Source organism: Microbacterium schleiferi, assembly GCF_038150145.1.
GTDB lineage: Bacteria > Actinomycetota > Actinomycetes > Actinomycetales > Microbacteriaceae > Microbacterium > Microbacterium schleiferi_B.
Window position 1 is genome coordinate 181,815 of the sequence record NZ_JBBWSA010000004.1, and the last position, 12,320, is coordinate 194,134.

Annotated in this window: 9 protein-coding genes and 2 tRNA genes; 5 read left to right on the forward strand and 6 right to left on the reverse strand. The window is 66.8% G+C overall.

The features are described from left to right. Positions 1–144 precede the first annotated feature (144 nt). Both AADH62_RS05970 and AADH62_RS05975 read right to left on the reverse strand, forming a co-directional pair. Positions 145–233 (reverse strand) — tRNA-Ser (locus tag AADH62_RS05970). Between the two features lie 76 nt (positions 234–309). Continuing rightward, complete coding sequence (locus AADH62_RS05975; RefSeq protein WP_341578688.1) at positions 310–1,596, reverse strand: LCP family protein; 1,287 nt, start codon at positions 1,594–1,596, stop codon at positions 310–312. A 303-nt stretch (positions 1,597–1,899) separates the two neighbouring features. Between AADH62_RS05975 and AADH62_RS05980 the strand changes: the two genes are divergently transcribed. Further along, positions 1,900–3,999, forward strand: coding sequence for a DUF4012 domain-containing protein (locus AADH62_RS05980; protein WP_341578689.1), 2,100 nt, complete (start codon positions 1,900–1,902; stop codon positions 3,997–3,999). Positions 4,000–4,300: 301 nt separating this feature from the next. Here the strand turns inward: AADH62_RS05980 and AADH62_RS05985 are convergent. The 3 genes from AADH62_RS05985 to serS form a co-directional block, all read right to left on the reverse strand. After that, positions 4,301–4,385 (reverse strand) — tRNA-Ser (locus AADH62_RS05985). A 77-nt stretch (positions 4,386–4,462) separates the two neighbouring features. Continuing rightward, positions 4,463–5,371: an HAD family hydrolase gene (locus tag AADH62_RS05990; RefSeq protein WP_341578690.1), complete on the reverse strand. Its 909-nt coding sequence runs from the start codon at positions 5,369–5,371 to the stop codon at positions 4,463–4,465. Continuing rightward, entirely contained in the window at positions 5,368–6,633 is a 1,266-nt protein-coding gene (gene serS, locus AADH62_RS05995) for a serine--tRNA ligase (RefSeq protein ID WP_341578691.1), read from the reverse strand. The genes AADH62_RS05990 and serS overlap by 4 nt, the downstream gene beginning before the upstream one ends. A 190-nt stretch (positions 6,634–6,823) precedes the next feature. Between serS and AADH62_RS06000 the strand changes: the two genes are divergently transcribed. The 4 genes from AADH62_RS06000 to AADH62_RS06015 all read left to right on the forward strand — a co-directional run bounded on the left by AADH62_RS06000 (position 6,824) and on the right by AADH62_RS06015 (position 11,008). Continuing rightward, entirely contained in the window at positions 6,824–7,906 is a 1,083-nt protein-coding gene (locus AADH62_RS06000) for a diacylglycerol/lipid kinase family protein (RefSeq protein WP_331791889.1), read from the forward strand. Between the two features lie 76 nt (positions 7,907–7,982). Further along, positions 7,983–9,356: an HNH endonuclease gene (locus AADH62_RS06005; RefSeq protein ID WP_341578692.1), complete on the forward strand. Its 1,374-nt coding sequence runs from the start codon at positions 7,983–7,985 to the stop codon at positions 9,354–9,356. A gap of 72 nt (positions 9,357–9,428) precedes the next feature. Next, on the forward strand, positions 9,429–9,905 hold the full coding sequence (locus AADH62_RS06010) for a nicotinamide-nucleotide amidohydrolase family protein (RefSeq protein WP_341578693.1): 477 nt from the start codon (positions 9,429–9,431) through the stop codon (positions 9,903–9,905). Between the two features lie 53 nt (positions 9,906–9,958). Continuing rightward, the gene (locus tag AADH62_RS06015) at positions 9,959–11,008 is read left to right on the forward strand and encodes an LLM class flavin-dependent oxidoreductase (RefSeq protein ID WP_341578694.1); all 1,050 of its coding nucleotides are present in this window, start codon (positions 9,959–9,961) and stop codon (positions 11,006–11,008) included. A 31-nt stretch (positions 11,009–11,039) separates the two neighbouring features. Here AADH62_RS06015 and AADH62_RS06020 read toward each other — a convergent pair whose 3' ends face one another. After that, positions 11,040–12,320 (reverse strand): serine hydrolase domain-containing protein, encoded by a 1,281-nt coding sequence (locus AADH62_RS06020; RefSeq protein WP_341578695.1) that lies wholly within the window; start codon positions 12,318–12,320, stop codon positions 11,040–11,042.

The following is a 12,320-nucleotide window of genomic DNA, read 5'->3' on the forward strand; positions in this document are numbered from 1 at the left end:
CCATGGCGATCTGCATGGCAATGTGACCGGCCTCCGCGGCGGTCCGCCGATCGGGCACTGACCAGGCATTCAGTTCTGCCACGACTTGCCACGAACCGAATCGGGCCGAAACCGGCTCACCTGATTGAAACGAGCCCACCTGAGCGGAGACGGAGGGATTTGAACCCTCGGTCCCCCGGAGGGGACTCCACCTTAGCAGGGTGGTGCACTAGGCCTGACTATGCGACGTCTCCAGGCATCCGGTACCGAATCGGGCGGATGGCCTCGTCAATACTAACCGCTGCGGTGCGCCGCGACGAATGGATGCCGTCAGCCGAGGTTTCCGACCGAGCAGGTTGTCTGTGCTGCGGTGGAGCCGGTGATCGAGTTCGGAAGAACCGCGGCTTCCTGGGCAGGTGCTTCCGTAGGCGCGGCTGTCGCACTCGGGTCTGCGGTGGTCTCGGGGGCCGGCTCCTCGGTCGGAGTCACATCGACAACGCTGCCGTTCGCGCCAGCCGTGCCCGTGAGTTCGAGCGGTGCGTTGGCCGCGAGCGCTGCCCACAGTTGGTCGGCGGCGTCGTAGTTCGGCACAACCTTGTTCGGGTCGTCGGGGTCCCCATTGACCGGATACTGGACGAAGACGATGTCCTCGAACGGAACGTCCTTGATAGCGAGCGCGATCTGCACGAGTGTCAGCGGGTTGGTCAGGCTCGAGCTCTTCGTGATGTTGTCGATGGCGACCGTCGCGAGCCGGTAGAGGGTGGTCGGGTCAGACAGCACGTTCTCGCTCACGAGCTTCTTCGCGAGACTCGACATGTACTGCTGCTGGTTGCTGATCCGGCCGAGGTCCGAGCCGTCACCGACCCCCTTGCGGGTGCGCAGGAAGGCGAGCGCCTGGGTTCCCGAAACTGTCGAGATCCCGTCGGGCAGATAGAGGCCGGCCAGCGGGTCGCTGATGCCGCCCTGGACGCAGACGTCAACCCCGCCGATCGCGTCGGTGATGTTGATCACGCCGCCCCACGTGACCTTCGCGGCGAACGGAATGCTCTGGCCGCTCAGCTGAGAGATGGTCTTGACGACACAGGACAGCCCGCCGCCCTCTGCTCCACCGCCCGCATAGAACGCGGAGTTCAGGGGCTGCTTGCTCATCGCGGATGAGGTCGAACCGTCACCGCGGTCGCACGAGGGAATCGGGATCATCAGGTCGCGCGGGAACGAGATGACTGTCACACGGCGCGGCGCATCCGAGATGTGCACGAGCATGTTGACGTCGTTGAGTTCGCCCTCCGAGTCGGAACCCGAACAGCGGTCGCCGAAGATCGCTGAGAACTCGGGCTCACACGCGTCAGTGCCCGCAATGAACAGGTTGACGCCACCCTCGATCGCACCGATGTCGGGCGGAACGACGACCTGGTCTTCAAGCTCGACGGTGTTCTCTGTGACGTAGCTGGCCGCCAGGTCGTAGACGGCATACGCGGCAACTCCGGTGCCGGAGACGAGGATGACGGCAACGACGATGCCGAGCGCCTTCATGAAGACGGAGAAAGGATGCGGCGACCTCAGCGCTCCATGACGGGCCACCGTCTGGCGACCGCCCTGCGGTGCTGTCTTGCTCACAGAGTTCCTTTCCGACGACCGTCGCGACCCCACCTCGTCCGCAGGCGTGCGACGCAAGGCTCGATTCGACAGCTATGCGCGACGCCTCTCGGTCACACGTCGTTGACCTCGAAGACGTCGGGTGTTAGCGAAGCCGAAGAACGGATGCCTTAAGAAAGGTAGGTTATGCCATGGCCGCTGGACGTGCACTGTGCGGTCGCTGACCGCGGCTGCTGAGACACATATGCGATGTACAGCATCCATTCCCGCTTTCACGGCTCGCGCTCGGCTTTTACGCAACACGGGACCGGTAACATCAGCGCCGTGACCACCGTTGACGGCGACCGGCAGGCCGATTCCGTCCCGGCAGGCGAGCCCTCCCCTAGCAATCCGCCCGCCCTGAGCGCGGGCCATTCGCCGGATTCGCAGGCCCTCACCCGACGCACCCGGTCGAGGGCGTCATCCGTCACCCCGAAGCCACCGGCGACCCGGCGCGAGACGCGCACAGGGCGCACCCCGGCCCGGCCGCTGGCTCGGCACGCCGCGCCTGAGTCTGGAGCGTCGCGCAGGCGGCGCGGATGGCGGACGTTCTGGATCGCGCTCAGTCCGCTCGGACTGATCCTGGTCGGAACCGTCATTCTCGGAGGCGTCTTCGCGCTCCAGGTGCTCGAGGTTCGCGATGACCTCGAAACCGTCAAGTCGCAGCTGGGGGGCCTTGCAGAGGCAGCTGTGTCGGGTAACACCGACACCCTCCAGCAGGCTGGCGACGAGATCGTCGCTCGCACCCAGCGCGCCTCCGAAACCGCGAACGGTCCGTTGTGGGACCTGGCATCCACGCTCCCCCGCATCGGTAACAACGTCCTCGCGGTGCGCACGGTCGCCGAAGCCGTGAACACGATCGCGAGCGAATCCATCCCACCCGTCGTCAACATGGTCTCGGCCGCGAACGTCGACCAGCAGCGCGCGGACGGCAGCCTCGGGATCAACCTGCAACCGTTCCTCGAAGCCGAGACGGTGCTTCCGACGATCATTTCGTCGTTCGAGGATGCCTCAGCCATCGCGGCGAGCATGGACCGCACCGACGTCTTGCCCGCCGTCTACGAACCGATGGACGAGATGGTCGGCCTCCTCGACCAGGCGATCCCGATCCTCAAGGTCGCGCAAGAGAACCTTCCTGCATTGCTGCAGGCAGCCGGCGCCAACGGGCCGATGCTCTACCAGGTGATGATCCAGACCCCGGCCGAGATCCGTGCGACCGGCGGTGGCGTCGCCCACTGGCTGATTCTGAAGGTGGACAACGGGCAGGCAGAGCTCGTGGGTCAAGACAACGGCGTCGACCTGATGTACACGCGGCTTCCCTCGCTAGGATTCGACACCGTCAACGGTTCGCTGATCACGCTCCCCCGCGACGTCAAGTCTCTCTACCCCCGCGAGCTCGTGAGCTGGTCCTCGAACTTCACGATGACGCCTGAATTCCCGCGCGCCGTTGAACTCTTCCAGGCGACCCGCGAGTGGGAAGACCTGCCCGAGTTCGACGGTGCGATCTCCATCGATCCGATCGTGCTTGCTCACCTCATCGAGGCGACCGGACCCCTCGCTCTCGATTCGGGCGAGCAGGTCACGGCCGAAAACACCGCATCGCTGCTCATGAGCGAGCCGTACGAGCGGTTTGGCGCCGACAACGCAGCGATGGATGCCTACTTCAACGAGGTGACGTCCAAGATGTTCAGCGCACTCACCAGCGGCGACTGGGAGTTCAGTGCGATGTGGGATCAACTCGTGCGCAGCGCCGATGAAGGCCGCATCCAGATGTGGTTCAACGACCCGGGCCTCGAAGCTCTCGCGACCGAGTACGGCCTCGACGCCTCACTGCGCGAAGACAACACGGATGCCACTCAGCTCGGCATCTACTTCAACGACTACTCGATCGGCAAACTGAACTATCACCTGACCTACGACCAGCACGCCACATGCAACGTCGACGAGCGCACGATCACGGTCACCATGAACCTGCACAACAGCATCACCAAAGACATCAAGAGCGAGTACACGCTGGGGCTTCGCAACGTGAACCGTGGTATCGATCCCCGCACGATGATGCTCGATGTCCTCTTCTTCGCGCCGCCCGGTGGCGAGATTCTGTCGACCGATCCCAAACGCGGCGACTACCAGGACTCGTACTTCCGCGATCGCTCGGGAGTGGACCACGGCAACGAGGGGCTCAGCCGCACGCTGCTGCTCCCGATGGGCGAGTCCCGCACCGTGTCGTACACGGTTCAGCTGCCCGAAGGTCCGCTCGGTCCACTGCAGCTGCGTCACACCCCGGGTGCGAACGACACCCAGGTCACAGTCGACGCGAACTGCGCGGGCCTGTTCGCCAGCCCCGAAGGCTCGACGAATATCTCCCTGACGAAGATCGGCTGAACCCCCGACGCGTCGCGCGCTCGCGCGCCTGGTAGAAGTGGGCGCGAATCGTCGGCATCCAAGGCAAAGACTGGCGCATGTTGTCGCCATAGGCGCAGGATGCGACAAGACGAGCCCACTTTTCGCTCCGGATCGGCGCGGCCTCAGATGGCGGAGGGTGTGGGATTCTCCCCACCGCCGCTCCACACGCCGCTACGCGGCGCGCGGAGCCTCCAGCGGCGTGGGCCCAACTGCGTTCGTATCCCGCTCAACCGGCCATAACGACGAAAGCGGGCCCCTATGGGACCCGCTTTCGTCGTTGCGGAGGGTGTGGGATTCGAACCCACGGGACATTGCTGCCCACTGGTTTTCAAGACCAGGTCCATCGGCCGCTCGGACAACCCTCCCGATGACGCCGCGCGCGGCATCCATCGAACGGCGTCCACTCTATCCGACCACCCCGGCGAGGTTCTCGCCGCGAGGGTCAGAGTGCGCGAAGGATCGCTGCCACACCGCCCTCGTGAACGGATGACGTGATCTCGCCGGCAGCGTCGAGCACTTCCTGCGGACCCTGCGCCATCGCGATGGCACGACCGCCGTTTTCGAGCGCCCAGGCGAACATACCCACATCGTTGCGGCCGTCGCCGATCACGAGCACGTCGTGCGGGTCGAATCCCAGCCAGTCGCGCACCATTTCCAGCGCGGTGGACTTGTCGATGCCCGGCGGGGCGATGTCGAGCCAGGCGGTCCATCCGATCGCGTACGAGACCTCGTTCAGCCCGACCTGTGCGACGAGGTCGACGAAGTCCCCCTCGGCGTGATCGGGCGAAACGACCACGACGCGGCACACCGGCTCACGGGTGAGCTCTTCGAACGCGACGCGGCGCGCGCCGAGCAGGTTCCAGTCATCGAGTTCCTCGGTATAGAGGCGACTGCCGTCTTCGAGTTCGACCATGTACTTCGCGTCGGGCAGGTGCTCGCGCAGCAGCGTAACAACCTCGGTCGCGTCGAAAGTCTCGGTGTGCACCTGCTCGTACCGCACCTCGTCACCCTCGATCTTCTTGAGGATGACGGTGCCGTTCGAGCACACGACGTAATCGGGTTCGATCTCGAGGACGCGAACGACCCCGCGAGTGCTCGCCCACGAGCGGCCGGTGGCGAGCATGACCTCGTGCCCGGCGCGGCGAGCGTGCTCCACGGCCTCGACGACGCCGGGGCTCAGGGTTTCGTCCTCAAGCAGCACCGTGCCGTCGATATCCAGGGCGATCAGCAGTCTCGGCGTGCTCCCGGGGTGGCGCTCGGTCTCTTCAGCGAGCTCCTCGACGATCTCGGCGGCATCCGCTTCGGGAACCGCCTCGACCTCGCCTGCCCGCGGCACCCCGGCATCCGTCACGCTACCGGCTCCAGGATCTCCAGCCCGCCGAGGTACGGGCGAAGCACCTCGGGAACCGTGACCGACCCGTCCTCGCGCTGGTGGGTCTCAAGCAACGCGACGATCCACCGGGTCGTTGCCAGCGTCCCGTTGAGCGTTGCGACGTGCTGGGTCTTGCCACCGTCGGGGCGGTGGCGGATGTCGAGCCGACGCGCCTGGAACGTCGTGCAGTTGCTCGTGCTGGTGAGTTCGCGGTACGCATCCTGCGTGGGGACCCACGCCTCGACGTCGTACTTGCGAGCGGCACTCGACCCGAGGTCACCGGCGGCCACGTCGATGACCCGGTACGCGAGGCCGAGGTCTTGCAGCATCCGCTCCTGCATCTCGACGAGGCGGAGGTGCTCGGCTTCGGCATCCTCGAGGCTCGTGTAGACGAACATCTCGAGCTTGTTGAACTGGTGGACCCGGATGATGCCACGCGTGTCCTTGCCGTACGAACCCGCCTCGCGCCGGTAGCACGTCGACCAGCCGGCGTAGCGTTTGGGGCCCTTCGCGAAGTCGATGATCTCGTCCATGTGGTAGCCGGCGAGCGGAACTTCGCTGGTACCGACGAGGAAGAGGTCGTCCTCCTCGAGATGATAGATCTCGTCGGCGTGCTCACCGAGGAATCCGGTGCCGCGCATCACCTCGGGACGGACGAGGGTCGGCGGGATGACGGGAATGAACCCCGCCTGCAGGGCGCGGTCGAGGGCGAGGTTCATGATCGCCAGCTCGAGGCGCGCACCAATCCCGGTGAGGAAGTAGAAGCGGCTGCCCGACACCTTCGTGCCGCGCTCCATGTCGATGGCGCCGAGGATCTCGCCGATCTCGAGGTGGTCGCGCGGGGTGAAGTCGAATGTGCGCGGCTCGCCATGCGTGCGGAGCGTCACGAAGTCGGCCTCGCCACCGGCCGGCACGCCATCGATGACGATGTTCTCGATGCGCGACAGTGCTGCATCGGCAGCCTCTTCGGCGACAGTCACCCGCTGCTGGGCCTGCTTGACCTGCTCGCTCAGCTCCTTGGCTTCGGCCACCAGCGCAGCCTTCTCATCCTTCGGCGCCTGCGCGACCCGCTTGCCGTGGGCGTTCTGCGCGGCACGCAGCTCCTCAAAGGCCGTAATCGCGGCACGACGCTCGCGGTCTGCGTCGAGGGCGGCATCCACCGTCTCGGACGAGTGCCCGCGAGCCTCCTGCGAGCGCTTGACCAGCTCAGGATTTTCACGAAGCAGCACGGGATCGATCACCCGATAAGTCTGTCACAGCACCCGGAACCGGCTCCGCTGTATCGGGGCGACACCCTCTCGTCCCGAACGCAGGAGGAGAACAGCATCCGGCCCCCGTACGACGGCATGGCAGCTAGTTCATCCTGCGTTCGGTCCGGGGCTTGGCGCCCGGACATCAGGCTCGCCGGGCTGGGAGGGTTATCGTGTGTGCATGACGCACGCTTCCGCATCCAACGAGGAAGCCGCGCCGACTAACGATCCCGGCACCGATTCGCCGGTCGACGCCACCGGTCACGAAGCGGCACCGGGCGATGCCAAGAGAGCGGCCCTCGTATACAACCCGATCAAGGTCGATCAGGATGCCATCCGCGCTTCCGTCGAGCGGGAGTCTGCCGCCGCCGGCTGGGGAGCCCCGCTGTTCTTCGAGACGACAGTCGATGATCTCGGCCAGCTCGCGACGCGAGAGGCGCTCGACGCCGGCGCGGATGCAGTGCTCGTCGCCGGCGGCGATGGCACCGTTCGGGCGGTGGCCGAGGCGCTCACCGGAACCGGCGTGCCCTTGACGATCGTTCCGTCGGGAACCGGGAACCTGCTTGCGCGCAACCTGCAACTACCGCTGTCGCCGCCCGATGCGATGGTGACGGCGACGTTCTCGGGAGATCACGAGACGATCGACGTCGGGATCGCCGAGATCCGACGCGCCGATGGGTCCAGCGAGGAGCACGCCTTCGTCGTGATGGGCGGCATGGGCATGGATGCGGCGATGATCGCCAACACGAACAGCGACCTCAAGAAGCGCCTCGGTTGGATCGCCTACGTCGACGGAGCAGCTCGTTCCCTGTGGAGCGCCAAGCCGTTCCGCATCCTGTACGAAGTGTCGGGACAGCGGATGCGGACCGCCCGCGTGCAGAGCGTGTTGTTCGCCAACTGCGGCTCGCTCCCCGCTGGCCTGTCGCTCATCCCCGAAGCGTCGGTCGCCGATGGACAGCTGGATGTCGCGGTCATCCAGCCCAAGGGCTTCTTCGGCTGGTTCTTCGTGTGGCGCAGGGTCGCATGGATCAATGGCTTCCTTCGCCGTCACTTCCATCGCAGCCGGGCATTCCTGAAGTTGCGCACAGCTGACAACGCGATCGTCTACTCGCGCGGGACGACCGTCGAGATCATGCCCGAGGCAGCCCAGCCTGTACAGCTCGACGGGGACGAGTTCGGCGAGGCCGTGCGGATCGAGTGCCGCATCGAGCAGAAGGGTCTCGTCATCGCAATCCCCGCCGGTCACGACATCAGTGGAGCGTGAGAAGCGGGTTCTGTCGCTGTTCGAGAACGGCCCGCGCGACTGACTCAATGTCCGAGGCCCCTGTCATCATTAGAACATGTCTTCGAATGTCGAGAAGGGTGACCGGTCGATTGGACCGGTGATCGGGTACACGGATGCCGACCGCGGCGCCCTGTGCCAGATCGTCGCCGACTTCGAAGACGTCGAGATTCGGGCAGCTCGCGAAGAGGTAGCTCGCGTGCGGGTCCTCGCTCGCGCCGGTCAGTTGGCGCGGAAGCAGGCGATGGGCCAGACGGCCAGGGTGCGCGCCCACGACATGGCGCTGCGGTCGATCGCGCTGGAGCTCGGCGCCGCCTCGCGGGTCAGTGACCGGTCGATGCAGCGCCAGATCAATGACGCGGTTCAGCTCGTCGAGGACTACCCCACCCTGCTCGCGGCACGCGAGACCGGCTCGATCACCCGACAGCACGTCAGCCTCGTCGTCGAGGCCGGCACCCCACTTCCCGCCGACGTGCGCGCGGAGTTCGACCGGCTGGCCACCGAACGATGCCTGACCGACTCGGCGAACCGGGTCCGCGCCTCTGTCATGATCCTCGCCGAGCGCATACACCCCCGCACCCCGCAGGAGCGACACCAGGAAGCGCGCGAGGGGCGCGCCGTGCGAATCAGGCCGTTGTCAGACGGAATGAGCGAGGTGTGCACGCCGGTGCCGACGGTGATCGCTGTCGGCATCGACGACCGGCTGACCCAGATGGCGCGCGCCGTCATCGATTCGCGACCGAGCCCGGATGCCACCGAGCAGGGGCCCGACGTGCAGGGAAACGTCTTCACCGGCGATACCCGCACGATCGATCAGATCCGGGCCGACCTGTTCGCACAGCTACTGCTCGCTGGCTCACCCGTTGTCGACCCTGCCGCCGGCGACGGACCGGGCCCGCTCGGCGCGATCCGCGCCAAGGTACAGGTCGTCGTTCCCGCGCTCGCCCTGGCCGGTACCGAAACCGCTGGGCCCGCCGACCTCGTCGGGCACTCCCCCATCGACCCTGAGACGGCGCGTGAGCTCGCCGCTGGCGCGACCTGGTGGGAGCGGCTCGTCACCCATCCGGTCAACGGGTCGGTGCTCGCGGCCGACGGGTATGCGAGGCCCGCGGCACTGAACCGCTGGCTCAGAGCCCGGGACCAACACTGTCGGACACTCGGATGCCGCATCCCAGCCATCCGCTGCGAGGTCGACCACAACGATGATCACGCCACGGGCGGCAGGACCGAGCACGGGAATCTCTGCCATTTCTGTCAGCGACATCACTCGATGAAGCAATTCACGGCCTGGCAGGTGCAGCAACTCGACGGCGGCATCCTCCAGTTCACCTCGCCGACCGGCCGGATCTACACAGACCATCCGCCGCCCGTCTCCGTGCACTTCACACCTGACGAACCCCCGAGTAGTCAGAGCGACCCAGCACCTTTCTGACTCGCGCGCAAGCCCCCTCGACTGAGCACGCTGTGGCACACCTCGGCGGCTATCCTGCTCGCGGAGGTGACCATGAACGACATTCGTCGACTCGCCGAGATCGCACAGCACCGAGGCATCCGCGTAGCCGTCGCCGAGTCGCTCACGTCAGGGCTGCTGGCGAGCGAGGTGGGCAAGGGCCAAAACGCCGCGGAATGGTTCGCCGGCGGCGTCGTCGCCTACCTCTACGACATCAAGCAGAACGTGCTCGGCGTCGAGCCGAACCTCGACCCCTGCTCGCCCGAATGCGCCGAACAACTTGCCGCGGGAGTCCGAGACCTCATGGATGCCGACGTCGCCGTTTCCACGACGGGCGTGGGCGGTCCCGAGCCGAGCGACGGCCACCCGCCGGGGACGGTCTACCTCGGCTGGGCCTCCGCGAGCGGTGTGGGGCACGTTCGCCTCGACCTCGGCGACGAACCCGAGGAGGTCCTGCCCGCCGCGGTTGACGCAGCGATCACACTGCTCGCCGACGCCGTCCACGCGTCCGAGCCCGGCGCCACCCGATAGAGCGGGTGCTGCGCACCGGAATGACCGGGGGACATCCGGCGTTTCCGATACCGATGTCTGCCACACCGCTTGCCCTCTCCGTCCTCGACCTCGTCCCGGTCCGCACCGGGCAGACCAGCGCCCAGGCGATCGCCGCATCCCTCGCCACCGCCGACGCGGCGGACCGGCTCGGGTACCGGCGCTACTGGTTTGCCGAGCACCACAACATGCCGGCGGTCGCCTCCACCACACCGCCGGTCCTGGTCGCGGCAGCAGCGGCACGCACCTCGCGCATCCGGCTCGGCTCGGGCGGGGTCATGCTGCCCAACCACTCGCCCCTCGTCGTCGCCGAACAGTTCGCCGCGCTCGAAGCGATCGCCCCGGGGCGCATCGACCTCGGCATCGGCCGAGCGCCCGGCAGCGACCCCGTCATCACGCAACTCCTGCGACAGTCCGGGACCACGAGCGACGTCGACCGCTTCCCCGACAACATCCGCGACATCCTCGCCCTCGCCTCTCCCGAGGGCGCGAGCCTTCGCTTCACCTCCGGCCAGGAGTACGCCGTTCGGGCCACTCCCGCGGCCAGTGCCGCACCGGAGGTCTGGCTGCTCGGCTCCAGCGACTACTCGGCGCAGCTCGCGGCATCCATGGGTCTTGCCTACGTCTTCGCCAATCACTTCTCCGGTGACGGGCTTGAACGCGCACTCGACCTGTACCGCTCGCAGTTCCGCCCGGCCAGCGAAGGCGAGACCCCAAGGACGTTCCTCACGGCAAACGTCGTCGTCGCCGACACGGATGCCGAAGCCCGAGCCCTCGCTCTGCCGCAGCTTCGCATGATGGCGCGGCTTCGCGGAGGGCGGCCCCTGACAGCACTCGAAACCGTGGAACAGGCGCACGCCGCCGAGGCAGCAGACCGCCTGGCGGCGCCTCTGGAATCGTGGGCAGCAGAGCGCTGGTTCATCGGCACACCGGACGCCGTGGCCGAGCGACTGCGGGAGTTCGCAACGCGGTGGCAGGTAGATGAGGTCATGATCTCGCCGGTCGCGGCCGCTCGCGACAGCGACCCGATGGATGCCGCGCCCGCCCGCCTTCGAACCCTCGAACTGCTCGCACCGGCGGCCTGAGAGCACCCACCGGGCACGACCCGACCTCTCGTCAGGAGCGGGACGGAACCGGGTGCTCCGGGGCGAGCACCGCCGCAAGGTCGCGGAAGATCGTCATCGCGATGTTCCCTCGAGGCTGGCCGTCCTCGTCGAACGATTCGTCGCCGTATGTGGCAGCGACCGCGATCGTGAGGTCCTCGGTGGGGAGATAGGCAGCAACGCCGGCATATCCGTGGAAGAGGGGGTTCTGTATCAACCAGTCGCCGGACAGCACGATCCCATAGCCGTAGGTGTACGCCTCGTTCTGCTCCAAGCAGGACGGACATCCGTCGACGGCAGTCGTCGTGCCCCGCAATGTCGGCGCGATCTGCAGGGCGTGGCTCTCGTCGCTGAGAAGGTCGCCTCGACCCACGGCACGGATCACCGTGGCGGTATCGGTGATGTCGGAGTTCTGAATCGCTCCGCGCGCGAGAGACCACGACGGGTTCCACGACGTCGACTCCTCAACGAAGGGCACACCGTCCGGGATCCCGAGCGCTGGCCGCCGCTCGCTGTCATAGGCGTGGAGCGCGGGCTGCAGCAGCTCCGGCGTCCCAGGATCGGCAGTCTCGGTCATCCCGAGCGGATCAAGAATGCGTTCCTGGATGAGCTGGTCCAGAGGTCGCCCCATGATCTCCTCGAGCGCGAGACCGAGCAGCACGTAGTTCGTGTGCGCGTAGTTCCAGTTGGTCCCCGGCGGGTACACGTGGGGTTGGGCAGTCGCCATCGCGACGAGCTCGTCGGGTGTCCACTGCCGGAACGGGTCGGCGAAGAATCCATCGCGGAACTCATCACTCCACAGATAGTCGGCATACCCCGAGGTCATCTGGGCGAGTTGACCGAGTTCTACCTCGTCGGCGAACGGCACGTCGGGCAGCCAGGTCGACAGCCGGTCATCCAGGCTCACGACCCCTTCGTCGACGAGCTGCAGCAGCACGGTCGCGACCTGCGGGATCGCCACCGCACCATTTCGGAAGTGCATGTCAACGGTGGCGGGAACCCCCGTCATGGACTCACCCCAGGCCTGCGTGAGAAGCACCTCGTCGCCGCGCATCACCCGAACGATGACGGCCTGCGCGCCGGTCTGGGCGATCGACTCTTCCACGGTGGCGCGAATGAGAGACGCGTCGGCGCCCTCGATGGTGACAGACCGGTCCGGATCGGTGTCGGCGGCACACGCCGACAGCAGCAAAGCCCCGGCAACCGCCGACACGATGGCCGAGCGACGGATGCCGCGCGTCGGGCCGACCGACCGGCGGGACCGAGGTGGGGTGGAGACGACCTGACGTCGCAT

Coding starts and splice junctions, on each gene's coding strand:
- AADH62_RS06020 (WP_341578695.1), bottom strand. CDS start 12,320: ATGCGACGTCAGGTCGTCTCCACCCCACCTCGGTCCCGCCGGTCGGTC.
- AADH62_RS06015 (WP_341578694.1), top strand. CDS start 9,959: ATGTCTGCCACACCGCTTGCCCTCTCCGTCCTCGACCTCGTCCCGGTC.
- AADH62_RS06000 (WP_331791889.1), top strand. CDS start 6,824: ATGACGCACGCTTCCGCATCCAACGAGGAAGCCGCGCCGACTAACGAT.
- AADH62_RS06005 (WP_341578692.1), top strand. CDS start 7,983: ATGTCTTCGAATGTCGAGAAGGGTGACCGGTCGATTGGACCGGTGATC.
- AADH62_RS06010 (WP_341578693.1), top strand. CDS start 9,429: ATGAACGACATTCGTCGACTCGCCGAGATCGCACAGCACCGAGGCATC.